Annotated in this window: 17 protein-coding genes, 1 tRNA gene and 1 riboswitch; of the genes, 8 read left to right on the forward strand and 10 right to left on the reverse strand. The window is 71.6% G+C overall.

The features are described 5' to 3' along the window. Positions 1-3 precede the first annotated feature (3 nt). The 3 genes from AC2D9U_RS01080 to AC2D9U_RS01090 are packed head-to-tail and all read right to left on the reverse strand — an operon-like array spanning position 4 to position 10,015. On the reverse strand, positions 4-5,328 hold the full coding sequence (locus AC2D9U_RS01080; protein WP_484745562.1) for an nSTAND1 domain-containing NTPase: 5,325 nt from the start codon (positions 5,326-5,328) through the stop codon (positions 4-6). Beyond that, complete coding sequence (locus AC2D9U_RS01085; RefSeq protein WP_484745563.1) at positions 5,325-7,802, reverse strand: RyR domain-containing protein; 2,478 nt, start codon at positions 7,800-7,802, stop codon at positions 5,325-5,327. The genes AC2D9U_RS01080 and AC2D9U_RS01085 overlap by 4 nt, the downstream gene beginning before the upstream one ends. An 8-nt stretch (positions 7,803-7,810) precedes the next feature. Next, complete coding sequence (locus AC2D9U_RS01090; RefSeq protein WP_484745565.1) at positions 7,811-10,015, reverse strand: hypothetical protein; 2,205 nt, start codon at positions 10,013-10,015, stop codon at positions 7,811-7,813. 277 nt (positions 10,016-10,292) lie between these two features. On the opposite strand from AC2D9U_RS01090, the gene AC2D9U_RS01095 reads away from it, so the two are divergent. The 3 genes from AC2D9U_RS01095 (at position 10,293) to AC2D9U_RS01105 (ending at position 14,201) form a co-directional block, all read left to right on the forward strand. Beyond that, a complete protein-coding gene (locus AC2D9U_RS01095; protein WP_484745566.1) occupies positions 10,293-12,023 on the forward strand; it encodes an NAD-binding protein in 1,731 nt (576 codons plus the stop codon). A 6-nt stretch (positions 12,024-12,029) separates the two neighbouring features. Beyond that, complete coding sequence (locus AC2D9U_RS01100) at positions 12,030-12,632, forward strand: hypothetical protein (RefSeq protein ID WP_484745567.1); 603 nt, start codon at positions 12,030-12,032, stop codon at positions 12,630-12,632. Between the two features lie 72 nt (positions 12,633-12,704). Beyond that, positions 12,705-14,201 carry a protein kinase domain-containing protein gene (locus AC2D9U_RS01105; protein ID WP_484745570.1) on the forward strand — a complete coding sequence of 499 codons (1,497 nt, stop codon included), beginning with the start codon at positions 12,705-12,707 and terminating at the stop codon, positions 14,199-14,201. 209 nt (positions 14,202-14,410) lie between these two features. On the opposite strand, the gene AC2D9U_RS01110 is transcribed toward AC2D9U_RS01105, so the two are convergent. From AC2D9U_RS01110 to AC2D9U_RS01125, 4 genes are all read right to left on the reverse strand, one after another. Continuing rightward, a tRNA-Pro gene (locus tag AC2D9U_RS01110) sits at positions 14,411-14,487 on the reverse strand. A 73-nt stretch (positions 14,488-14,560) separates the two neighbouring features. Next, complete coding sequence (locus AC2D9U_RS01115; RefSeq protein ID WP_484745574.1) at positions 14,561-16,171, reverse strand: calcium-binding protein; 1,611 nt, start codon at positions 16,169-16,171, stop codon at positions 14,561-14,563. Positions 16,172-16,330: 159 nt separating this feature from the next. Beyond that, positions 16,331-16,813: a DUF192 domain-containing protein gene (locus AC2D9U_RS01120; protein ID WP_484745577.1), complete on the reverse strand. Its 483-nt coding sequence runs from the start codon at positions 16,811-16,813 to the stop codon at positions 16,331-16,333. Next, complete coding sequence (locus tag AC2D9U_RS01125) at positions 16,813-17,952, reverse strand: acetoin utilization protein AcuC (RefSeq protein ID WP_484745579.1); 1,140 nt, start codon at positions 17,950-17,952, stop codon at positions 16,813-16,815. The genes AC2D9U_RS01120 and AC2D9U_RS01125 overlap by 1 nt, the downstream gene beginning before the upstream one ends. 62 nt (positions 17,953-18,014) lie before the next feature. After that, positions 18,015-18,118: riboswitch (TPP riboswitch) on the forward strand. On the opposite strand from AC2D9U_RS01125, the gene AC2D9U_RS01130 reads away from it, so the two are divergent. The 5 genes from AC2D9U_RS01130 (at position 18,110) to AC2D9U_RS01150 (ending at position 22,009) form a co-directional block, all read left to right on the forward strand. Further along, complete coding sequence (locus AC2D9U_RS01130) at positions 18,110-18,850, forward strand: ABC transporter ATP-binding protein (RefSeq protein WP_484745580.1); 741 nt, start codon at positions 18,110-18,112, stop codon at positions 18,848-18,850. (Overlaps the previous riboswitch by 9 nt.) After that, positions 18,850-19,605, forward strand: coding sequence for an ABC transporter permease (locus AC2D9U_RS01135; protein ID WP_484747311.1), 756 nt, complete (start codon positions 18,850-18,852; stop codon positions 19,603-19,605). Before AC2D9U_RS01130 ends, AC2D9U_RS01135 begins: the two co-directional genes overlap by 1 nt. Further along, on the forward strand, positions 19,605-20,561 hold the full coding sequence (locus AC2D9U_RS01140) for an ABC transporter substrate-binding protein (RefSeq protein WP_484745583.1): 957 nt from the start codon (positions 19,605-19,607) through the stop codon (positions 20,559-20,561). Before AC2D9U_RS01135 ends, AC2D9U_RS01140 begins: the two co-directional genes overlap by 1 nt. Next, positions 20,558-21,034 carry a YaiI/YqxD family protein gene (locus AC2D9U_RS01145; protein ID WP_484745585.1) on the forward strand — a complete coding sequence of 159 codons (477 nt, stop codon included), beginning with the start codon at positions 20,558-20,560 and terminating at the stop codon, positions 21,032-21,034. The genes AC2D9U_RS01140 and AC2D9U_RS01145 overlap by 4 nt, the downstream gene beginning before the upstream one ends. A gap of 69 nt (positions 21,035-21,103) precedes the next feature. Then, a complete protein-coding gene (locus AC2D9U_RS01150) occupies positions 21,104-22,009 on the forward strand; it encodes an alpha/beta fold hydrolase (protein WP_484745588.1) in 906 nt (301 codons plus the stop codon). A 48-nt stretch (positions 22,010-22,057) separates the two neighbouring features. Here the strand turns inward: AC2D9U_RS01150 and AC2D9U_RS01155 are convergent, their stop codons facing one another. Genes AC2D9U_RS01155 through AC2D9U_RS01165 form a run of 3 tightly spaced genes read right to left on the reverse strand, consistent with a single transcriptional unit; the run spans position 22,058 to position 24,655 of the window. Continuing rightward, positions 22,058-22,309 (reverse strand): CDGSH iron-sulfur domain-containing protein, encoded by a 252-nt coding sequence (locus AC2D9U_RS01155; protein WP_484745591.1) that lies wholly within the window; start codon positions 22,307-22,309, stop codon positions 22,058-22,060. A gap of 11 nt (positions 22,310-22,320) precedes the next feature. Further along, positions 22,321-23,244, reverse strand: coding sequence for a methylisocitrate lyase (prpB, locus tag AC2D9U_RS01160; RefSeq protein ID WP_484745593.1), 924 nt, complete (start codon positions 23,242-23,244; stop codon positions 22,321-22,323). 7 nt (positions 23,245-23,251) lie between these two features. After that, positions 23,252-24,655 (reverse strand): sodium:proton antiporter, encoded by a 1,404-nt coding sequence (locus tag AC2D9U_RS01165; protein WP_484745595.1) that lies wholly within the window; start codon positions 24,653-24,655, stop codon positions 23,252-23,254. Positions 24,656-24,747 lie beyond the last annotated feature (92 nt).

Genomic DNA, 24,747 nt, shown 5'->3' on the forward strand with positions numbered 1-24,747 from the left:
CGCCTATTCTTCGAGCGTCGTGAGGGCGCGCCCGGCGGAGTCCATCGCGATCAGGCCGGGAAGATCGGCGGGGCGCGGAAGCGGCGCGGCGGGAAGGATGCGCCGCAGCACCGCGCCATCATGGCGCTCTACCTCCAGCGTCCCGTCATCGGCGACGTCGACGCGCGTGATGGACCAGGGGCGTGCCTGCTCGCTCGCCGACTCCGCCTTGCCCTCCTGCGCGGGAAGCGCGGGTGGCGGTTCGCCCAGATCGTTGATGTCGATCGCCGGGCTGAGCGGCAGGCCGCTGCGGGCGGCATGCAGGCGCACCACGCCGCCCTGCGCCACGGCCAGGAGGCGCCCATTCGGCGAGAGGGCGATGCTGGCACGCCCCGTGGCCAGTGGCGGCAGGCGCCAGGCAAGCTGCCGATCGTCGAGCCCCAGCGCCAGAAGCCCGAAGCTGCCGGCAGCCAGTAGGTGCCGTGGCGCTGCGAGGCGGATGGCGTGCAACTGGTGGCGTCCGGCCGCGGGTGGCGCCTCCTCATCCAAACCAAGGCTGTCGATTTCGCCGGCCAGGGGCAGGAAGACAGGGGCGCCCGCGGGGACATAGGCGCAGCCGCCCGCGGCACGGCGGTAGAAGGCGATCAGCCCGGTCGAATTGGCGATGGCGAGGTCATCGCCCACCATGTCGAAGAGGCGGAGCGCGCCGCCCGGGAAGGGACCGGCCGCTTCTTCCACCGCCATTTCGGGCACGCGCAGCACACGGAAAGGCGTTCCGCCAAGCGCGTTGGTGTCCGCGATCAGGACGCAGCGACGCGATGGATCGATGGCGAAGAGCGAATCCCGCAAATCGGTCCTGAAATTCTGAGTGTAGAGGCGGGGCGTGCCGCGATCCGGCAGGCCGAGCAAGGCCACGCCGCCGGCGCGGCCGAAATAACTCAGGGAGTCCAGTTCCAGCAATTGGCCGCCCGCGACGGCGTGCTGCACGACGCCCCTTGCCGAGCCCAGCAGAAAATCCAACCCCGGATCGACCTGGGCCGGGACCAGCCCCCGCTCGGCAAGGGCGGATGTCACGATCCCCTGGGCCGCCACATTATCTTCGGGGAAGGATCGCTCGACTGTTTCAGGCGCCGCCTCCTCCGACCAGAAGGCGGCTTCGGCCCGCAGCGCGGGAAAGGCCAGGGCGCTGGCATCGCCAGCTTTGAGACAGGCATCGGCCCAGGCCTGCATTGCGGCGAAGGGCCGCCTGTCCGGGACGTCGGGCACCCGCTCCGCCGGCAGCATCGCCGGCGGAAACACGGTAAGGTCCAGGCGGCGGTTCACCGTGAACGGCACGTCGCGACGCTCGGTCCCGCCGGTGCGGCCCTGGGCCTGGCGCAGCAGCATGCCCGAGGCCGGAAGAGCGAGCGCAAAGCCCTCCGGCAAGCGTCGAAGATGCATGGCGTCGGCCCGCTGTCTTCGGGGCAGAGCAAGGCGACGGGCCGGCAAGAGCGGCTCCACGGGCATCGCCATGACAGCGTCCTCGAGATGCTGCAAAAGCCACCCTTCCTGGACCGAGTAGCTTGCCGCACGGTCCTGCGGCCAGGGGAGCGACCGGGCCATGCTCGCCATGGTGCCAGGGCGATGCACCATCACGCCGAGCCGATCCGGTGTCGCTGGCGATACGGAGATCAGCGCATCCAGCGCGGGCGTGGCGATGATCGTGGTATCCGGCCCCTGCGGCAGTTCGAGCAGCACGGTGCCGCCCAGCGCGTCGGCAAGGCGCACGCGCGCCTCGGTCCAGACAGCCTGGCGGAGGCCCCCGTCAAGCAGCGCGAAGCGACGAAGCACGAGGTTGTCCTCGGCGTCGGCCCGAAAGACCTCCTCGGCCTGGCGGTCCCGAACCCGCCAGATACGCGCCTCGTTGGCCGGCGCCTGAAGCAGGATCAGCCCGGAAGCACTGTCCAGGCTCAACAGGGGGGCGGATTCGCGGGGGTCGGAAAGATCATCCGGCTCGGGACCCTGATGCGCGAGGGGATAGGCCTCCTCCGGCGACAAGGCGGCGGGAATATCAACAAGCTGCCGCCCGCTCGGCACGTCGAAGACGCGCAACCGCCAGGCGCCGTCCAGCACGCCGATCCAGCGCCCCTGCGGATCGGCTGCCAGCCTCGCGGCCCGCAGATCCTCCGCCAGGATACGAGGCGCCCCACCGCGCAGCGGCGCCAGCACCAGCCTCGGCCCGGCCGCGAGCGCAAGCCAAGCACCATCCGGCGCGAACACGGCATCGGTCGCGCCAGCGGCGGGAAGCGCCGTGCCCTCCCGGTCGCCGGCGGCCACATGGAAAAGGCGCGGCGGGGCAACGCCAACGCCCTCGCCGTTCAACACCAGCAGATGGGTGCCATCCGGTCCCGCCAGCGCGGTCTCGACCGGCCAGAGCCGCAGGCCCGGCCTTCCATCGAGCCAATGCACGCTCAGCTCGCGCCGGCCATGACCGCCGCCATGCAACGCGAAGGCCCAGTCACCCCCGGGCGCGAGGCGCAGCCTCTCCAGGCCAAGCTCCAGCCGCGGCGCGGTGCAGGCCGCCGGCGCGACCTCCGAGGGCGGGAGGTAGGGGATGGGCATCGGCAGCAACCCAGCGGCCGGCCGCGCCAGGTCCAAGGCCCAGGCGACCTGCTGCTGCGAGCCTGCGCTGAACCCCGTCTGCCAGACACCCTGGAGCCAACCGGCCGCCGGTGCACGCGGCAACAGCGCGCCGGTGAGCGTGACATCCGGCAGGTCGAAAGACGCCTGCTCCACCATGCCCGCGCGACGGATCACCCTCAGCCGACGCTGCTCGTCATGCAGGAGGACATGGGACTGGTCCTCGGTCCAGGCCGCGAAGTGCGCCCTTTCATTCGGCAACAGTACGGCCCCCGCCTGGCCCTGTCGCAGGTAACTACGCCGCCGCCAATGGAACGCCTCCCGTTCCGGCAAGGCCGCCAGCGCTTCCGCGCGTGGCACCATCAGCGGCGCCCAGAAGCGCAAGGCCATTGCCTCGTCGCTGTCGGGCGCCATCGCGCCCTCTTCCTGCGCCACGGTCAGGAGGCGGAGCGCGCTGAAGGGATCATCGCCCGCGAAGGCCAAGCGGATCGCCTGCGCCTGCGCCGCGCTTCGCTGCGCCGTTGCTTCGCGCCGCTGTTCCAGCGCCACCAGGCCGAAGCCCGTCGCCGCCACGCCCAGCACAGCGAATACCACCGCGGCCGCAATGGCGAGGCGCGCACGACGGCGTCGCGCACGCTCGGCCGCGGCGATGGCCTGAAGCGAGGCGGCGACGAAGCGCCGCAGCACGTCGTCCGCCGGCACACCAGCACGATCCATCAAGGCGGGAAGCTTCGCCAGGCCTTCCTGGTCGCCGCTCAGCAGGCCAGGACGCTGGGCGAGCGCCCAGGCGGCGGCGGCGTCACGTTGACGCTCCAGCAGCAGGATGTTCTCGCGCTCACGCGCCAAAAAGTCCCGCAGGGTGGCGGATTGCTCCAGCAGCACGTCATGCAGCAACCGCACCGTCGCGGCGCGCGCCTCGCCGCTGCCCTGAAGCAGCCGCGTCTGCTCCGCCATCAGGTGCTGCGCGCAGGCCCAGACTTCGGGATCGGCCTCCAGCTCGGCCAGCGGAGCGAGGCGGCTGACGACGCGCTGCTGCGGGTCGCGCTGCAGCAGGTGGAACAGCAGCCTCTCCAGAACGGCCCGCCGTGCCCCCTGCTCCCAGGGGCCGAGCGCGTCGGCGGCATGGGCCTCGATGGCGCCGCGCAGGCCACCCATGGCGCGATAGGCGGCATGGGTCAGCACCCTTCCCTCACGCTGCCGTTCCAACTGGCGCAGCGCGGCCTGGAGCAGCGGCAGCGGCGCCTGGGCGGCCAAGGAAAGGTCCTGCAGATCCTCGCGGATCACCTCATCAAGCGGCCTGCCATCCGGCGCAGACCCGAAGCGCAGGCCCGCGCGACGGGCGGGGGCCTCGATCACCTCCCGCAACTCGCCGGGGCGGAGCGGCGGCAGGGCGAAATGCTCGGCACCTTCGAGCTGCGGTTCCAGCCCCTCGGCGGACAATTCACTGCGCCATTGGTCGGCCAACGCCACGACGACGCGCAGATTGCCGGCAGGCGCCTCGGCCAGGGCCCGCAGCAGCGCGAGCAGGGCGCGGGCGGCCGGCGGATCGGGCGTGGCGAACAGGTCCTCGAGCTGGTCGAGCACCACGAAGAGCCCCGCATGGGGTCCGTGCTGCAGCAGGGTCGCCTGCACCTGCCCGCGTAGCGCCTCGGCCAGGGGATGGGGAAGCCGCGCCGCCGGCGTGTCGAAGGTGGTGGCGGCGAGGCCGGCCTCAAGATCGGCCAGCGCCCCTGGCGCCATCGGCAACACCCCATCGAGGCGCCGCAGCAGCGTCACCGCAGGGCTGGGCTGCAATTCGGCCGGGCGCAGCACCAGCGTCACCCAGGGGGCGATCCGTGCTCCGGCCCCGGATACATCCCGGCGCATCAGGGGAAAGCCCGGGAGGGCGCCAACCAGCCCTGCCCTGACGAAAGAGGACTTGCCGGCGCCGGAGGGGCCCGTGACCAGCATCAGCCGCGGCCGGCCTGCATCCCCGGCGCGTTCAAGCAGGCCGAGCGCCTCCGCCGTGCTGGCATGGCGGCCGAAGAAGATCGGCGCCTGATCGGGGGCGAAAGGCCTGAGGCCGACATAGGCATCGCCCGACCAGGTGAGGCGCAGCCCGAAGCTTTCGTCCAGCGCCTGCCGCAGCCACGTATCGAGCAGTCCGGCGAAGGCCCCCAGCCCTCCACTCGCCAATTGCTGGGCGCGCAACGCGCCTTCGCCGTAGCGCTGGATGACGATGTTGCGCGCCGCCAGATCCTCCAGATAGGCGCCGAGGGCGTCGTACTGCCCTTGCGCCTCCCGGCGCTGCGGCGTCGGGAGGCGCTCGTGACCCGGAATCGCTTCGTTGCGCGCTGTCCAGAGCAACGGCCGGCCCCGCGCGGCGTGGCCCGCCAGCGCGTTCTCGATCTCGAATTGCGTGCCGGTGGGCGCCGCCTCTTCCGCTGTCTGCGCGGTCTGCGCCATCAACCCGCGATACTCGCCCTCGGTCAGTGGCTTGCCGATGCGCGAGAAGAGGATCGCCAGCACGATGTCGAAGCGCTCGGGCAGTTCGATATTCGCCTGCCATGTTGGCTCCGCGGCGAAACGGTCCCGCAGATCCTCCCAGCGATAGGCAATCAACCGCGCGAGGCCGCCGAGCTCCGCCTCGAGCCGGGCGATCACCTGCAGCGCGATGTCGCGCTCGGGCTGCACATCGCCCGAGGAGCAGATGAAGATCCGGATCTCGGGGATGCCCGCCGCGCCGCTCATGTCAGCCAGCCGATCCCCAGCCCGGCCGTGGCGGCGAAGCGCGGATAGTGGCGGATCGCGTTGCGGTCCTTCTCCTTCTCGGCCTCCGGCAACTCGGCGTAGGGGCGCATCCCGGGGTGCAGTCGCGCGGCATCGTCACGCGGTCCGAGCCGCCAGCCATGCGCGGCGCGTTGCGCCATCCAGCCATCATGCTCGGCTTCGGCCAGCACCTCGATCGAGGCCGCCAGCGCCTCGGCCAGTATGGCCTCGGGCAGCCCCGGCGCGGGACACAGTGAAAGCCCGGCCAGCGACAGCACCGCGCCCATGCGCCGGGCCGCCGCGCGGTTGTCCGCGCGTGCGGCTTCAGGCAGCGCGGCATAGGCGGCGGCAAAGCCAGGCGTGGGGGGGCCGCCCTTCGCCTGCGTGAGGTCCAGCCAGGTGTGGTGGATCGCCGCCGCCACGCGCTCCAGCGCCTCGGGCGAGCCCAGCGCCGTGGCGGCCGGATCCGGGGCGTCGAGCAAAGCGAGGAAGTGCTCGGGATCGACATGCATCGCGAGTTGCGGCAGCGCCGGCAGGTCGGATCGGCGCAGGCCCTGGCCGGGCTCGCGGGCCAGGGCCTGCACCAGCTTCTCCATCGAGCGGCTGCCGTGGCGGTAGCGCGGCACCTGCAGCAGTGCGCGCAGCAGCCCTTCCTCGACCGGCAGTTTCTCGTCGGGGCCGAGGCGCAGCAGGCCGCGCAGCAGCAGTGCGCGGCGCAGGGCCATGCCCGGATCTGGCGCGCCGTCCCGCGGATTGGGACCGACCACGTCCAGATGCGCGTCGAGCCGGCTGACGAAGTCCGGGCCCTTGCGCGCGATGAAATCGGCATCGCTCTGCGTGGCGAAGGCCTGGAAGCTCGGCTTGGTGCCGCCGGCGAAGACGAAGACGCATTTGCCCAGGCCATGCGTCAGCGGCCCGGCGAGGAAGCTGCCATCCTGCATCGGCGCCAGCAGGTATTGCAGCCAGCGCAGCGACTGGCTGTCGAACTCGTCCCAGAAGGCGATCGGCGTGCGCCCGGCCAGGACGCGGTCGCGGATCTGGTGGAAGGCGCCGTGCAGATCGGCAGGCCCCTCGAACTGCGCGAGGTTGAATTCGAGCCAGGCGCCCTCGCCAAAGACCTCCCGCGCCAGTTCCTTCACGCCGAAGGACTTGCCCGCGCCGGGCGGGCCGAAGACACCGATGTTGAGCGGCCTTCGCGGGCGCGGATCAGCGGCGTGGGCGCGCAGCCTTGCGCGCAGGTGGCGCAGCGTCTCGATCTCGGCGCGATCGGCGGTCAGCAGCGCGCCGAAGCGGGCATGCGGCAGGCGGCGCAGCGCGGCCTGCCCGCGCCGCAGCAGGTCGCGCGCCAGGCCGAGCTGGGCGGCCGCGGGGTTGGCCGCCTCGGGGAAGGTCCAGTGGCGATCCTCGGCGGGCGCGGGCTGGCCCGGCGCCGGCCAGGGAATGGCGCTGCGCGCGAAATCGCCCCGCCCCTCCGCCAGCAGCGCGGCGAGGCGCGCGACGGGAAAGCCGCTGGGTGGGCTCGCCGCCTCCACCGGACCATGGCCGAGCCGGGCGAGGTCCCGCGCCACGCGCAACCCGTTCTCCAGCGCCGGGGCGAGATCCAGCGCCGCGCCGGCCGGGGTGCCCGCCAGCCGCTGCGCGAGGGCGGCGGCGAAGACGGTCTGGTAGCCGAGCCCGCCGCCTTCCTGCCGGGTGAGCCACTCGCCCTCGATCCCGCCGGCGTCATGCACCAGCAGGGCGCGCGGCGCGCCGGCGCTGCCATCGAGCCAGAGCGCGCCATCCAGCCCGCAGGTCACCACCAGATGCGCGGCCGCGCGCAGCCCCGCGACGCGATGGGTGCCGCACAGCGCCGCCCGCAGGCCGAGCACCGTGCTTTCCCAGGACAGGCCGCGGGGAATGCCCAGCGCCTCACCGCGCAGATCCTCGGTGTCGAGCAGCACGACGAGGCGCTGGGCATGGTACGCAAGCAGGTGCTGCCAGAGTTCGCCCTGCGCCGCCGGGGCGGCGGTCTTGAGCAGGATCCAGCCCGGCGCTGCCGCGCCCTCGGGCAGGTGCCAGGCGGCGCGATGGGTGGCGTGGCGGAAGCGGAAGCCGCCATCGGCGAGCACCAGCACATCGGGCGTCGGCAGCGGCGTCACCCGCGGGGCTGCCGCGTCCTCGCCACCGAAGCCGAGCGGCTGGATGGTGCGCCAGACCTGTGCGCCTGGCTTGCCGCCGGCCAAGGGGCGCGGTGCCCAGACCGCATGCGCGAGGGTCGGCGCGGCGGCATCGGCGCCGAGGGTGACCTCCGCCGCCCCCTGCAGCAGCCGCGTGAGAAGCCGATGCAGCAACGCCGCGCCGCCCGGCTCGGCCACCGCCAGCGTCCCGCGCGCGGCCGTGTCGGTGAGGTGCGCGCGCGTGCCGGCATAGAGGTGATGGTCCTGCACCACATCGCCGGCGACGATCAGGCGGGGCATCGTGCCGCTCATCCCGCTTCCACCACCTTCACGCGCACCAGCTGCGCCCAGCCCGCGACATCGGCGAGCATGCGCTGCGCAACCTCGAAGGTCGCGAGGCCGAGTTCCTGCGACATCAGCGGGCGATGCAGCGGCAGCGCCTCCAGCGTCAGCTTCGCCTCCTCCAGGTCGGCCTGCATGGCGCGTGCCTGCTCGCTCATCAGCTTTTCCTCGGAATAGGCACGCAGCGCGAAGAAGGCCGCGGAGGCCGCCGGCAGCGCGGCCGCCAGCAGGCCGAGCCAGGGGTCGAGCGCCGCACCCTCCGGCGTCCCCTTCAGCGCCACCTTGGCGAACACGCAGAGCGTGGTCAGCAGGAAGCCGATCTCGCCCCAGGCGGCCCAGCTTGCCGCGATGCGCGCGCTGCGGCCCTTGCGCTGCGCGTGATACTCGATCTGGCCCTGGATCAGGCCGCGATCCCGCTCGCGTGCCGCGTCGGACTGCCCGATCACGGCCGCGCGCAGCGCCAGCTTGCCGGCAGGGCTGAAATCGCTGGGCGGCAGCGGCGTGGCGCGCAGCAGCGCGTTGAAGTGCCAGCCCACCCAGCCGCCCTGCGACAGCCCGTCGCGCAGGGCGGTCGCGACCTCGAAGCTCGGCAGGCTCCAGCCGAGCCGCGCCAGCGCCTCCTGCTTGCGGCAGAGCTCGGCGAGCAGACGGTAGCTGACCCAGCGCTCCTGCCAGCGGCCGATGATCGTGGCCGCGACGAAGCCGGCGATGCCGAGCAGGAGCACGAATTCCAGCATCGTCACCAGCAGCTTCGCCCCCGGCGCGTCCTTCCAGGCCAGACCGAGGATGGCGGCGATCAGCGCCAGGGCGATCAGCGCGATGACGATGACGTAGCTGGAGCGGTAGCGATTGGCATAGGCGATGGCGAGGTGATCCGGCGCATGATAGGCCGCGAACCACGGCTCGTCCTTGCCCGGCAGTTCGGGTGGGTCCGCCACGCGGAAGGGCGGGCGTGGCGGCCCCTGCCGCCAGGCGAGGAGGCCAAGCAGGGCGCCGAGCGCGAGCCCCACGGGGTCCGGCCGCCCCTCGGCAAAGCCCGGCAAGGCGAGCAGCAACGCACCGAGGGCGAGTGCCACGCGGACGGGCGGGCGCCAGGCCTCGTAGCCGCCCGCGATCGGGCTGGTCCTGCGCACATGCACGGCCAGCAGCGCGAAGACGCCGCCAAGGGCGAAGAGCAGCGGCAGGACCTCCTCCACCCCGTCCCTTGGCCTGCCGACCAGAAGGGCGAGCAGCGCGATCACCCCCAGGGCTACCCAGATATGGCGCGGCCAGCAGAGCGGCGACCAGGGGCCGGGCGGGCGCGCGGCGAGCGTCGTCGCCTGGCCATAGGCGGCCCAGAGGCCCTTGCCGGTGTGATCCTGCTCACGCAGGAAATCCGCGTAAGCGTCGGGATGCGCCCGGCCGGGCCAGAGGCAGACCAGGGCGCGCTCCATCAGTCCATGCGGGTGCGCATGCTGCGGCCCCGGCGGCGTCAGCGCCCGCGTCACCTCGGCGGAGAGGCGCGGCCAGATCGCATGGCCCTCGGCGGGGAAGATGCGCGCGAGATGCGCCTTCTCCGCGGGCGTCGTGGCAAGCGGGCGCGGCTCATGCGCGTTGAGCAGCTGCGTCATGTCGGCGACCAGCCGCGGCGGCGCGCCGGCATTGCACAGCCAGAGCAGGTTCGGCCCGAAGCGCGCGGCGTGGCGCAGCAGCTCGGTCTCGGCCGAGCCGCCGCTCACCGTGAAGCCGTCGCAGAGCACCACCAGCAGGTCGCTGTTGCGCATGATGCAGCGCGCGACCTCGCGCCGTGCCCGCTGGCGCTGGGTGGGGTCGGTGGTCGTGGCGTCGCCATCGAGGATGAAGGGGTGCTGCGCGATGCCGCTGGCCTCGGCCGCCGCCAATAGCGGCGCGAGAGGCGCCAGCGCGGCGTCATGCGGCAGGATTATGTCGAGCTGCAGGTCGATCAGCCCGGCATAGGCGGGGTCCTTCGCCAGGCGCTGCGCGGCGTGCAGGGCTTCCGCGCCCAGCCCGGGCTCGAGGCTGGTGACGAGGCGCAGCAGCGGCCTCTCGCGCCCCGCGGCGATCAGCGGCGCGGCGATGCGCCGCAGCGCGCGGTCCAGCTGCGCGGCGGCGGGGCCGGCGGCTGCCCCGACCGGTCCGAAGACGCCGACGCGATAGGCCGGGCGCGGCATGGCCGGCGGGCAAGGCAGCGGCCCCATGCCCTCAGCCGCCTCGCCCTACGATGGTGGTGGAACAACGGCACATCCGCAGCACCTCCCCGTTCCCGCCAATGATGCCGCGGCGGATCATTGGCGCAAGCGCTTAGTTGCGCGCGATGCCTGCGCCATCGCGGTCGCATCGCCGATTGCCAAGGCCGCGCCGCCCCCGCTATTGCCTGCGCAGACGTCGCCCAGGCCCCGGAATGACCGCACCCGCACCCCGCCTGCCGCCGCTGACGCAGGCCGCCGCGTGACGCCCCTTCATCGCCTCACCCGGCCCCTGGCGCGCTTCGCCCAGCGCTGGCGCCCCCATGCGGCGCTGGCGCAGGCGCTGTTTGCCGCCATCGCCTTCGCGCTCGGCCTCTGGGGCTGGGCGATCCACGCGCCCGCAAGCGGCCTCGCGGGCTATGCGAACACCCTGTTCCGCACGCTGCAGCTCATCACGCTGCAATTCCCCACGCAGTTCGATGGCTCCATGCCTTGGCAGCTGCATGTCGCGCGGCTGTTGATGCCCATCTCGGCGCTCGCCGCCTCGCTGCACATCGTCATCGGCGCGGCGACGCGGCCCGCGCGGCTGGCGCTGATGCCCAATGCGAAGCACCACATCATCGTCTGCGGTGCCGAGCAGCTGACCGCGAGCGCGCTGCGCAAGCTGGCCGAGGCGGGGGAGCGGCAGGTTGTCATTCTCGGCCCGGCCATGGATCCCGGGCGGCGCGAGACGCTGGAGGGGCTGGGCCTCACCGTCATTGAGGGCGACCCGCGCGAGCCCGCCACGCTCGCCGCCATCGGTATCGCCAACGCGGCCGCGCTGTTCATCACCGGCGAGGATGACGTGGCGAACCTCAACATCGCCATGCTCGCCCTCATCGCTGCCCGCAAGCGCAAGACCGGCCTGCCACCGCTCGCGCTGGCCGTGCTGGTGGACGCCGAGGACCTGGCAAGCGAGCTGGAGGCGGCGCTGGATGGCATCTCGCGCGCGGCCGGGCTGCGCTACCACCGGCTCTGCCCGGATCGCGAGGGGCTTCGGCTCGAACTCGCGCGGCATGCGCCGGTATTCCGCAAGGCGGACCTTGATGCGCGCACGCATATCCTGGTGCTCGGCCTCACCGGGCGTTGGCAGCAATCGCTGATGCAACTCGTCATCGCCGCGCAGGACCATCCGAGGCAGCGTCCGCTGCTGACGCTGGTGCTCGCCCCCGCCGAGGTGAACGCCTTTGCCGCCTGGCGCCTGGAGCGTCCGGAGCTGGAGCTCGTCGTGGAATTCGCCGTGCTTCCGGCGGGCGCGGCGCTGCTGCCAGTGGCCGAGGCCGTGGCGGAATGGCGTGCCTTGCAGGTGCCCCCGCAACTGGCCGTGGTGCTGCGGGCCGATGCCCCCGGCCTCGGCACCGCCCTCGCGCTGCGCCGACCGGGCTGCGTGATGGGGCTCACCGAGGACACGCCGATCCTCGTGCGCCAATCGCGCGAAGATCATCTGCTTGCGGCCCTCGGGGATGCAGCGATCGGGGAGGCGCGGCTGGCGAAGCTGTTCGCCTTCGGCGGCCTGTTGCGCGCCGAGAGCATCGCCCGCGTGCTCGATCGCGAAAGCGAGGCGATGGCGATCGCGCTGCACGCCGCCTACCAGGACGCGGCGCGGACGCTGCCGCCCGGTTCATCGGCAAGCCTCGCGGCCTGGGACGCCCTGCCCGAGACGCTGCGCGACGCGAACCGCGCCTCAACCGCGCATCTGCCGATCCTGCTCGCCGCCGCCGGGCTGAAGCGCGGAGAGGTGCCGGATGATGCGACGCTCGAGCTCATGGCGCGCATCGAGCATCGCCGCTGGATGGCCGACCGCATCGACCGTGGCTGGCGCCACGCAGCCCGGCGCGACGATGCCCGCCTGCTGCATCCGAGCCTGTGCGACTTCGATGCGCTATCGGCCGATGAGCAGGAGAAGGACCGCAACCAGGTGCGGACCCTGCTTGCGCTGGCAGCGCCAGTGTAGCGTGCCATGCAGTGCCTGGGCGTCACCGGCAATCGCCTGATCCCGTCGCAGGCTCGACCTGTGCTGGCCGCGCAGCTGGACGCTCTGTTCGCCGCCTTCGCGCGCCCCGGCTGGCTGCTCTCCCCCCTTGCGGAGGGTGCGGATCGGCTCGCAGCGCAGCGTGCGCTGGCTGCCGGCTGGGCAGTGGAGGCGCTGCTGCCCTTCCCTGCCTTGGAATACGAGGCCGACTTCCACGCGCCCGTGACGCCGGGCGTGACGCCAGCCGCATGCGTCGAAGAATTCCGCGCCCTGCTCGCCGCCAGCGCGCGGGTCACCGTGCTGCCCCATCGCCACGCGCCCGACCCGGTCCCGGGCTACGAGGCCGCGGGCCATGCCGTCGTGTCGGGGGCGGATCTGGTCATCGCGATCTGGGATGGCGAGGTCACCGGCCGGCGCGCCGGCACCAGCGCCATGGTGCAGCATGCGCGGAGGCAGGGCGTGCCGGTCTGGTGGCTCGACACCAGGGGCGAGGCCCCGTCGCGCCTGCTGCTCGGCGAGGATCTGTTGGCAGGCGACGATGTCGCGCAGTGGCTCGCGGCGCTTGCCGCATCGAGCAGGGCCGCTCCTTGATCCGAACGCATTGCGCCCGCGCATCGGCATGGCAAGATGTTGCCGCAGCAGCGCGTCAGGCAGGTGAGCGCGATGAGCACAGAGGGCGCCGCGGGCCGATACCGCCTCACGGGCCAGCATTGGCAAGGGGTGCATGGCCGCATTGTGGCGGCGCATGATCGGCATCTCGGCCGTCAGGTCGCGCTGAAGGTCGCACGCGCCCGCGACGGCGCCGAGAGCGACTATGCCGGCCGCCGCAGCACCCTTGTGCATGAGGCGAAATGCCTCGCCACACTCAGCCATCCGGGCATCGTGCCGATCTACGATTTCTTCGAGGTCAGCGACGGGGTCAGCTTCGTCATGCCGTTCCTGCCACGCACCCTGGCCGATCCCGGGCTCGACATCGCCACCCTTCTCGGCGCGCTCGAGGATGTGGCGCGCGCGCTCGACCATTGCGCCGCCTCGGGCATCGCACATCGCGACGTGAAGCCGCAGAACATCCTGCTTGGCGGCGCCGGCAGCGGCTGCCTGTGCGATTTCGGTCTTGCGGCGCCCTTCGACGCTGCGGCGAACTGGCAGGGCATCCTGGGCACCGACCCCTACATCCCGCCCGAGGCCTTCCTGGCTGAGGCCGTGCCCATGGAGGCTCGGCCCGCCTATGACCAGTTCAGCCTGGGCGTCACCGCCTATCAGGCGATCACGGGGCGCCTGCCCTTCGGCCAGGATGCGCCACCGCAGGATCGCGCGGCGCGCGCCACGGGGCGGCACCTGCTCAAGCACCGCCCCTACCCGCCCTGCCACCAGTTGCGCCCCGACGCCCCGCGCGGCGCGCAGGCGGTGATTGCGCGCATGCTGAGTGTCGACCCCGCCGAACGCTTCCCGACCTGCCTTGAGGCCGCGCAGGCGCTGCGCCAGGCCTTCCTCGGCGCCCCGGCTGGTCCCTGCCGGATCTTCATCAGCTATGCCCGGGAGCAGGCGGACCTGGCCGCGCAACTGGCGGCGGGACTCACCGAAGCAGGGCTCAGCGCTTGGTTCGACCAGGGCCTGGTCGCCGGGCTCGACTGGAGCGAGCAGATCGAGGCGGCGATGGAGGAGAGCGACGCGATGCTGGTGCTGCTCTCCGGCGCCGCGGCCGCGTCGGAGGAAGTGCGGCTGGAATGGAGCTATTGGCTGGACCAGCTGCGCCGCCCGCTGCTCTCGGCGGTGGTGGAGCCCTGCCGCATTCCCTATCGGCTCTATGCGCGCCAACAGGTGATCGCCACGGCCGAGGAACGGGCGCAGCCGGCGCGGCTGGCGGCGCGGATCGCGGCGGCGCTGCCCGCGCTGTTCGTGCGCGATGCCGACCAGCGCCAGCGGCGCGAGGCGCTGCGCCTCGCCTTCCGCGCGCCCGCGGAAGCACCTCTCGCCTCGTCCGTCACGATGTTCGGTCAGGGGCCGCACCTGTCGCGATCCGGAGAAGATCCCTTCGCCCCGGATGAGGGTGCCGAGGTGACGGTCATCCGCGCGCGGCCGCTGGCGTCCTTCGCCACGGCGCTCCCGCACCGGCCGACGCCCATGGATGAATTCAGGACAAGCATCGGTCCGCGGTAGCCGCGCCAAGCCTGCGAGCTGAAGGTGCTGCCTGCAGATCCCGGCCGGTGCCATCTGCCTGGAAGGCGGCGGCACATCGCTACCAGGGGACTGCTCTTCGACGCGACCGAGCGCCGCGCACCTGGCGTCAGCCTCAACCGCCAATCGGACCAAGGCCCGTCTGGACGGCCGACGCCATCGGCACGCACAGGCGATCAAAAGAGGTTGGTTGGTCGGGGTGGCCGGAATCGAACCGACGACCTCCTGTACCCAAAACAGGCGCGCTACCAGGCTGCGCCACACCCCGAACCCCGGGCGGGAGGCCCCACCCGGCGGCCCCTTTCTAGCCAGAGCCGCGCGCCGCGTCGACAGGCGCAACGCTAGAGGATGAAGTCGCCGGCGCTCAGCCCCCAGACGCCACTCACCAGGATCGACAGATCGGCCGCGCCATCCCCGTCGAGATCGCCACTGACCAGAGTACCGCCGAGAACCGACTTGAAGGTCAGTTCCCCGCCGAACCGGAAGAAGTCGCTGGGCGTGGGTGTGTAGAAGGCCTGGTTGCCGGCCTCATGGACGTTGGCGTCGATCAGCGAGAGATCGATCAGATCCACCCCGCGCTCGAAACCCATGATGGTGTCACGGCCGGAGAGGTTGCTGTCGGCCGCGCTGCCGTAGATGAAGCGGTCCGCCCCCGCATCGCCGAACAGCGCATCCGCGCCGAGATCGCCGCGCAGCCGGTCCGCGCCCTCGCCGCCCCGCAGCGTGTCCTGGCCGCTGCCCCCGAAGAGGGAGTCGTTGCCCAGCCCGCCCGTGACACTGTCATCCCCGGCCTCGCCCTGCAGGATGTCGCCGGCCTCGCCGCCATCGAGCGCATCATGGCCATCGCCGCCGAACAGCCAGTCCATGTCGGCCCCGCCCAGCAGCGTGTCCTGGCCGGCCTCGCCATACAGCCAGTCCACGCCCGCGCCGCCCGAAACCCAGTCATTGTCGGCACCCGCCCAGAGGCTGTCATTGCCGCCCTCGCCGATCAGGGCGTCGGCCCCGCCAAGACCGTACAACTGGTCGGCCACGGCATTGCCGATCATCGTGTTGCCGAGCGCGTTGCCCGTGCCCGTGATGCCATAGGCGCCGATGGAGAGCAGGTTCTCGACCTCCGCGCCCAGCGTGTAGCTGCCCAGGCTGACACGCACCGTGTCATTGCCGCCGCCAGCGACCTCCACCACGCGGTCCCCCACATCCCAGACGTCGTAGGTATCGTCCCCGCTGCCGCCGATCATGCTGTCGGCGCCGAGTCCGCCCTCGAGCGTGTCATCGCCATCGCCCCCGCGCAGCGTATCCGCGCCCGTGCCGGCGGTGAGGCGATTGTCGAGCGTGTTGCCCACCAGGTTGCCGTTGCCGGACTGCACCATCACCAGGTGCTCGAGGCTGCTGCCCAGCGTGTAGCTGGTGCGGTCCATCAGCAGGACCGTGTCGGTGCCCTCGTTCGACCATTCCTCGATCGTGTCGCCCTGGCGCAGGCGATAGGTGTCGTTGCCGTGGCCGCCAGCCAGCAGATCCGTGCCCGACTCGCCATCGAGATCGTCATTGCCATGGCCGCCCACCAGCGTGTCGTCGTCGCTGCCGCCGCGCAGCGTATCGTTGCCGGCGCCGCCATAGAGCGCGTCGTCGCCGGCGCCGCCCTCCAGACGGTCATCGCCGCCGGGCAGCAGCACGCCCTCGGCATCGAAATCGTGGTCGAAATCGCCGATGAGCAGGTCATCGCCGTCGTAGCCGCTGAGCGTGTCGTTGCCGCCGAGGCCGGTCAGCCTGTCATCCTCGGCCCCGCTATACATGTCGTCATCGCCGAAATCGCCCTGGCGCGACAGGCCGAGATCGGCGGAGAAGAAAGAGATGATGCTGTCCATGAGCGTGTCGTCGCTGTAGTCGAGCCCCTCGATGTAGTAGAGGCGCGAATTGTAGGCGTGATCAGCGGCGTTGCGGGGCGCGGCCATGATGGGATCCTCCTGCGGGCGGGCGGCGCGCTGCCACCCGTTCTGTGAGGATCATCCTGGTGACGCCGTGCAACGCGGCGATGGCGCGGAAGCCCTGCCCCGCTTCAGCCCGGTTTCGATTGTTGCGGGGCTGATTGCGCCCGTGTCAGGGCGCCGCCGCTAAGGCTGGGAGCCGAACATCCGGTGCAGCACGCGGTCGCCCACGCGGATGTCGAGCCGCTCGGTGATGCCGGCCTGCAACTCGAGCGTCGCACGAACGGGGCCGCGGCTGTCGATCGGCGTCAGGCTCAGGGGCACGGTGCGCTCGGCGATACGGTGGATGCGCCCATCGGCGGCGATGAACACCATGTCCAGCGAGGTGATGGTGTTGCGCATCCACATGCTGCTCTCGCGGGGCGTGCCCCAGTCGAAGATCATGCCCTCATTCGCCGGCACGCTCGGGCGGAACATCAGCCCCACCGTCTGCTGCTCGGGTGTGAGCGCCATCTCCACCATGAAGTCGTGCCGCGTGCCGTTGCGGGTGACGATCACCATCCGCTCCATCGGCAGCTTGGGCTGCGGCCGGTCGATGCCGGGCTGGGCGCGCAGGGTTGCGGGGGCGGCCAGGAGGCCGAGGGCGGCGAGCAGGGGGCGGCGGAGCATCATGCCATCCAGGATGGCACGGCGCGCGGTCCTTCCGCCAGATCGCGCAGCGTGGCGAGGGCGATGAGCCTCACCACCTCGCGCAGCGGCCCCGGCCGCGGCGCATCGGCGAGCGTGGTGAACCAATGCTCCGGCGGGTTTCGCCCGGCCGCGCGCGACCAGTTCAGCCCGCGCAGCACGGCCTCGGCCGCAGGCGGCAGGCGGGCGGGAATGGGCAACTCGTTCAGCGTTGCCCAGAGCCCCGCCCAGCAGCGCGCCACGGACCAGGGGTTGTAGCCACCGCCCCCGAGCAGGATCAGCCGCGGCGCAAGCGGCATCAGCCCCGCTACCGCGCGACGATGGAACAGGTTCGACAGCGACAGGCGCGCGAGCGGGTCTTCCTCCAGCGCATCGGCGCCGGCCTGGATCATGATGGCCTGCGGGCGCAGCAGGCGCGCGATGGGCAGGATGACGTGGTCCAGCAGGAACAGCGCCTCAGTGTCGTTCAGCCCCGCCGGCACGGGCAGGTTGCGCGCATGCCCCCCGGCGCGGTCCTCCAGCTTGCCGGTATGCGGCCAGCGACCTTCCTCATGCATCGAGAGCGTGAAAACGCGGATGTCGTCATGGAAGGCGTCCTGCACGCCATCGCCGTGATGCGCGTCGATGTCCACATAGAGGATGTTGGTCAGCCCCTGGTCGAGCCATTCCATCAGGCCGAGCACGGCATCGTTGACGTAGCAGAAGCCGCTGGCGCGATCGGGCGTGCCGTGATGCGTCCCCCCGCCAGGCACATGCACCACGCCGCCCTCGGCCGTCAGCCTGGCGGCCAGCAGCACCCCGCCGGCCGAGGTGGCGGGGCGGGAGAAAACCTCGCGATAGACAGGGTTGCCATCGGCGCCGATGCGGTGGCGTTCGCGGTGCACGGGGTCCACACGCTGCGTCGCCTCGGCCTGCATCAGCGCCGCGATATAGGCGGGCGTGTGGAAGCGCGCGAGTTCCTCCGGCGTGGCGCGCGGGCTGTCGCGGTACTGCCCCTCCCCCACCCAGCCCAGGGCGCGGATCAGGTCGAGCGTGGTGGAGACGCGCGGGATGGCCAGCGGATGCTTCGGCCCATAGGTCGAGCCGCGATAGATCTCCGAGCCGATGAGAAGGGGTCGCATGCCGCCGATATTGGCGCGCCCAGCGCCTCTGGACAGCCCGGGGCGGGCGCCCCATACATCGCGGCGTCATCGGGGGGAGCCCATCGGGGGCTGAGAGGCGGGCGACCGCGACCCCACGAACCTGATCCGGGTCATGCCGGCGAAGGGAACGGTGTCTGTGCCTGCTGCTCCCGCGCCGGGATTCCGTATCGTCCTGCCTGAGGGCCTGTCGCTGGGGGGCCACCCGGTGCTGGCGCCGCTTACCCTCGAGGTCGCGGGCGGCGCCTGCACGGTGCTGCTCGGGCCCTCGGGGTCTGGAAAGTCAACGCTGCTGCGGCTGGTCGCGGGGTTGCTCGCGCATCCCGGCGCGGTGCAGGCCGCGGATGCCGCCCCGCTGGCCGGGCGCATCGCCTATATGGCGCAGCAGGACCTGCTGGTCCCCTGGCGCGACGTGCTGGGCAATGTGGTGATCGGCGCGCATCTGCGCGGGCAGCGGCCGGATCTCGACCGCGCGCGGGCCCTGCTGCATGACGTCGGGCTGAGCGCCGCCGATGCCGCGAAATCCCCCGCCCAGCTTTCCGGCGGCATGCGCCAGCGCGTGGCCCTCGCCCGCACCCTCATGGAAGACCGGCCCGTGGTGCTGATGGATGAGCCCTTCAGCGCCGTCGATGCGCCGACTCGCCACAGGCTGCAGGGCCTGGCCGCGCGGCTGCTGGCCGGGCGCACCCTGCTGCTGGTGACGCATGACCCGCTGGAGGCGCTGCGCCTCGCGGACCGCATCCTCGTGCTGCGCGGCCGCCCGGCGCGGCCGGAGGATCACCCGGTGCCGCCCGGCGTCGCGCCGCGCCCGGCCGGGGATGCCGCGCTGCTCGCCGCCCTGGCCGCGCTGCTGGAGAATCTGGCGGAGGCCGCGCTGTGATCCGCGGTGTGCTGGCCGCCGCCGGGCTGATCCTGCTCTGGCAGGGCTTCGTCTGGCTGACCGATGTGCCGCCCTTCCTGCTGCCCGCGCCCGACCGCGTGGCCCAGGCGCTGCTGGCACGTGCCGACAGCATCGCGGGCCATGCGCTGGTCACGGGCACGGAGATGCTGGCCGGCCTCGCGCTCGGCACGCTGCTGGGCTGTTCCATGGCGCTCACGCTGATGGCCTGGCGCGGCGGGCGGCGCTGGCTGCTGCCGCTGCTGCTGGTGAGCCAGGCCGTGCCGGTCTTCGCCATCGCGCCGCTGCTGACGCTGTGGCTGGGCTTCGGCATGGGCTCGAAGGTGGCAATGGCGACCATCATCATCTTCTTCCCCGTCGCGACCGCCTTCTATGACGGGCTGCGGCGCACCGATCCGGGGCTGCTCGACCTCGCGCAGACCATGGGGGCGGGCACGGGGGCCACGCTGTGGCGCCTGCGCGTGCCGGCCGCCCTGCCCGCCCTGGCCTCGGGCCTGCGCGTCGCGGCGGCGGTGGCGCCGATCGGGGCGATCGTGGGCGAGTGGGTGGGCGCGAGTGCCGGCCTTGGCTACCTCATGCTGCACGCCAATGGGCGCAGCCAGACCGATGTGATGTTCGCCGCGCTCTTCGTGCTGGCGCTGATGGCCCTTGCCTTGTGGTTCAGCGTGGACGCGGCCTTGCGCCGCGCGATCCCCTGGCAGCCCGACAGTCTTTTCTCACCGGAGTCCAAACGATGATGTTGCGCCGTTCCCTGCTGGCGGCCCTGCCGCTGTTGGCCGCGCCCTCGATCCTGCGCGCCCAGGCGGCGCGCGAGCCGCTGACGCTGCTGCTCGACTGGTTCATCAACCCCGACCATGCGCCGATCTACGTGGCGCAGGAGCGCGGGGATTTCGCCCGCGCGGGGCTCGATGTGCGCATCGTGGCCCCGGCGGATCCGAATGATCCGCCGCGGCTGATCGGGGCGAGGCGCGGGGATATCGGGCTCTTCTACCAGAAGAACCTGCATCTCTCCGTGGACCAGGGCCTGCCACTGGTGCGCGTGGGCACGCTGATCGCCACCCCGCTCTCGACGCTGACGGTGCTGCGCGACGGGCCGATCCGCACGCTTGCCGATCTGCGCGGCCGGCGCGTGGGCTATTCCGTCGCGGGCTTCGAGGAAGCGGTGATGGGCGCGATGCTGGAAAGCGTAGGCCTGCGCCTGTCGGACATCCGCCTCGTCAACGTGAACTTCGCGCTCTCCTCCGCGCTGATGTCGGGCCAGGTCGATGCGATCCTGGGCGGCTTCCGCAATTTCGAGCTGCACCAGCTCGACATCGAGGGCCGGCCCGGCCGCGCCTTCTTCCCCGAGCAGCACGGCCTGCCGGCCTATGACGAGCTGATCTACATCGCGCATCGCGACCGCGCGCGCGATCCGATCCTGCGCCGCTTCATCGACGCGACCGAGGCGGCGACGCATTTCCTGGTGAACAATCCGGAGGAAAGCTGGCGCATGTTCATCGCCGGCCCGCGGCGTGAGCTGGACAATGAGCTGAACCGCCGCGCCTGGGCCAGCACGCTGCCGCGCTTCTCGCTCAGCCCCGGCGCGCTGGACCGCAACCGCTACGAGCGCATGGCGCGCTTCCTGGCGGAACGCCGCCTGATCCGCGCCGTGCCGGCACTCGACAGCTACGCGGTCGAGTTGCCGGTCCGGTGATCACACCCCGTTTCCTGGTGGATGCCGATGCCTGCCCGGTGCGCGAGGAGATTTTTCGCGTCGCCGGCCGGCTCGGCTTCGGCGTGGTGCTGGTCAGCAATGGCTCACGCCCCATCCGCCCGCCGGGCCTGCCCTTCGTGCAGATCGTCATCGTGACCGATGGCGCCGACAAGGCGGATGACTGGATCGCCGAGGCCGCGACGCCCACGGATATCTGCACCACCGCCGACATCCCGCTCGCCGCGCGCTGCCTGGCCAAGGGCGCGCAGGCGATCAACTTCAAGGGCCATCCCTGGACCGAGAACAACATCGGCTCGGCGCTGGCGGGCCGTGCCGTCTCCCAGCACCTGCGCGAGCTCGGCATCGGCGGCGGGCCGGCGCCGATGGGCAACGCCGACCGCTCGCGCTTCCTGAACGCGCTGGATGCGATGGCGCAGGTGGCGAAGCGAAGGGCCGCAGCCGGAAACGGTTGAAGCGGGCGCGACGCTGCGATCTGATGGGCGCGCAGGCGCGGCCATCAGCCCGCACCAAGGAAATCCGCCATGCAAAGCAGCGCCACCGCCACCTTCCTCCCGGGCCAGGCCTTCGATGGCCTGCAGCTGCGCGCGCCGCTCGATGCGCGCTACGCCATGCGGCGCCTCGCCTTGCCCACCGGGGTGCAGATGGCCTTCACCTGGCGTGGCGGCGCGGGGCTTCCGCTGCTCTTTCTCACGGCGAACCGTACGACGCGGCGCATCTTCGACTTCGTGCTGGCGCTGCTCGACCCACCCAACCCGCTGGCGGTGCCGGACTACCGGGGCCTGGGCGAGACGCCGGCGCCGCCGGGCACGCAGGGCAGCCTGGAGGAGCATGTCGAGGACCTCGTCGCCTTCGTCGATGCGCTGGGCTGGCAGCGCTTCGCGGTCATCGGGCAGGCAACAGGTGCCACGCTGTCCCTGATGCTGGCCACACGCCTGCCCGACCGCGTGGTGGCGATCGCGGCGGGCGATGCCGCGGTGTCATTGCGTGCGGATGTGTTCGAGCTCTTCCTCGAACAGGTGGCCCGGCATGACCGGGGCTTCGCCGATCGCGCGGAAGCCCTGGCGGAGACCCCCTTCCGGGAGGCCTGGTCGGTCGAGGTGGCCGAGCAATGGCTCGACACTGCGCTGGAACGCCGCGCGGATGGCCGGCTCGCCTGGCGCTACGACCGGACGGCGATCACCGAGACGCAGCGGGCGCTCTGCGCGGATCTGTGGCCGCGCCTGCGGGTGACCCAGCCGGCGCTGCTCTTCCACGGCGAAAACTGCACCGTGATCGGCGCGGATGCCATGGCGCGAGCACGGAGGGAGATTCCGCAGGCGCGCTTCGCCAGGCTGGCCGGCGCCAATCACCGCCTGACGCAGGACAGCCCGGCCGCCTTCGCTGCCCTGGTCGGCGCTTTCCTCAGGGAACAGGGAATCACGCCCTAGAACCGCGATTCCGGCGGAGTCCCCCCGTCCGAACGGACGGGTACCGCCTTACAGCGCCTTGTGCTTCCCGTCGCAGAGCGGCGCGCCGGCAGTGTGCTTGCAGCCGCAGAAATAGGCGGTGCGGTCCTTGTCGGCGGTCCAGGAGACCGGCGTCATGCCGCTGCCCTTGTGGCTGCCGTCGCAGAAGGGCTGCTTCGCGGATTTGCCGCAGCTGCACCACCAATAGGTCTTGCCGGCCTCGACGGGTACGGCGAAGGGGGCGCGCTGGGCGATGACGGGTTCGGGCTTCGCGTCGGACATGATGCTTCTCCTCACTTATCCTGGGGCATGCCCTGGGGAATGATGGTCTTCACCAGCGAGGAATCCAGCGACTCATAGGCGTGGTAGCCGATGGTCTCGTAGAGCTCGGCGCGGGTCTGCATGCGGCCGAGCATGTTCTGCGTGCCGCCATCCTTGGCGATGGCGGCGTAAAGCTCGCCCATCGCCTTGTTGGCGACGCGCAGATGGCTCACCGGCCAGATCACCATGGCGTAGCCGAGGTCCTGGAATTCCTGCGCGGTCAGGAAGGGCGTGCGGCCGAACTCGGTCATGTTCGCGAGCAGCTTCACGCCCGGCATGCGGCGAGCGAATTCGGCGAACATCTCGCGCGTCGTCAGCGCCTCGGGGAAGATCGCATCCGCGCCCGCCTCGAGATACATCTTCGCGCGGTCGATGGCGGCGTCCATGCCCTCGCTCGCCACCGCATCGGTGCGGGCGATGACGTAGAGGTGGCGCCGCGCCTTGCGCGCGGCCGCGACCTTCGCCGCCATGTCGCGCGCATCCGCCAACTTCTTGTCGTTCAGGTGCCCGCACTTCTTGGGCAGGAGCTGGTCTTCGAGATGCACCGCACCGGCGCCCGCTTCCTCGAAGACGCGCACCATGTGCATCACGTTCAGCGCCTCGCCATAGCCGGTGTCGCCATCGACCAGCATGGGCAGGCCCCCCGCGCGCGCCACCTGGCGGACGAAGAAGGCCACCTCATCCACCGTGATCATGCCCAGATCCGGCAGGCCCATCGTCGCGCTCATCGCGGCACCCGACATGTAGAGCGCCTCAAAGCCCTGCTTCTTCGCGAGCAGTGCAGCGATGCCCAGATGCGCGCCGGGCATCTGCAGGATCTGCGGCCGGTCGAGCAGCGCGCGGAAACGCAGGCCCGCAGGCTCATGCGGCAGGTCATCGGCGATCACATAGGGCATCGGGGCCTCACACGAAGAAGAGGAAGGTCACCAGGATAAACAGCGGCACGAGGAAGACCATGGCCCAGCCGACATAGCCGAAGAAGCTCGGCATGCGCACGCCGTTCTCCTCGACGATGGCCTTCACCATGAAGTTCGGCGCGTTGCCGATGTAGCTGTTGGCACCCATGAAGACCGCGCCGCAGGAGATCGCGGCGAGCGTCAGCGCGCCCTGGGTCATCAGATGGGCCGGGTCGCCGCCCGCGAGTTCGAAGAACACGATGTAGGTCGGCGCATTGTCCAGGAAGCTCGACAGCGCGCCCGACATCCAGAAATACACCCAGGGGATCGGCGCGCCATTGGCGTCCGAGATCAGCGCCACCAGGGGTGCGGCCGCGCCCGCGCTGCCGGCGCGCAGGATGGCCAACACCGGCGCCATTGTGATGAAGATGGCGGCGAAGAGCTTCGCCACTTCCAGGATCGCGCCCCAGGCGAAGCCATTGGCCTCGCGCAGCGCGTTGGAGGTCAGAGCCACGGAGAGCCCGGCGATGCCGAAGAACAGCGCACAGCCGATCACGCGCTCGATCGCGATGGTCTGGCCCAGCAGCTTCATGTCGCCGAGCTTCACATAGCCCATCGCGATCACGACGGCGACGATGGCGACCACCAGCCAGACATTGGCCCAGCCCTCGATCGAGAGCGGCTCCTTCGTCTCGCTCACCGGGGGCACCGGCTTCTCGCGCTTCCAGGCCAGCGTATCCAGCACCCAATACACCGCGAGCAGGATCACCGCGCAGGTCAGGAACTCGCCGAACAGGTGCGTGGTCGGCCAGAAGAAGGACACGCCGCGCAGGAAGCCGAGATAGAGCGGCGGGTCGCCCACCGGCGTCAGGCTGCCGCCGATATTGGCGACGAGGAAGATGAAGAAGACGAAGGTGTGGGTCTTCTGCTTGCGGAAGGCATTGGCGCGCAGCACCGGGCGGATCAGCAGCATGGCGGCCCCGGTGGTGCCCATCAGGCTCGCCAGCACCGTGCCGGTGGCGAGCAGCGCGGTGTTCGTCATGGGCGTGCCGACCAGCGTGCCCTTCAGCAGCACGCCCCCGCCGGCCGTGTAGAGGGCCAGCAGCAGCGCCATGAAGGGGATGTATTCCAGCACCACGATGTGCATCAGCTCATACCAGGCGGCGTCGAAGCCGAAGACCGCCGCGAAGGGCAGCAGCAGCGCGCCCGCCCAGAGGGCCGCGATCTTGCCGTAGTGGTGGTGCCAGATCGAGGCCGCGACCAGCGGCAGCAGCGCGATGGAGAGCAGGATGCCGATGAAGGGCACCGACCAGGCCAGCGACAGCTCCGCCCCGCTCACCCCGCCCGCGGCCTCCGCCAGGCCGGGCCGCATCGCCGCCGCCGCCATCCCGAGCCCCGCCAACCAGCGCATTCTCGCCTGCCCCCTGCCTGCCTCGCCCTGCCTTAGCGTGCCATGGCGTCTGCGTCACCTGGGCGGGCCGCGCAGGGCGGGCCTTCCCGAAG

The organism is Roseomonas sp. TF40, from assembly GCF_057219975.1.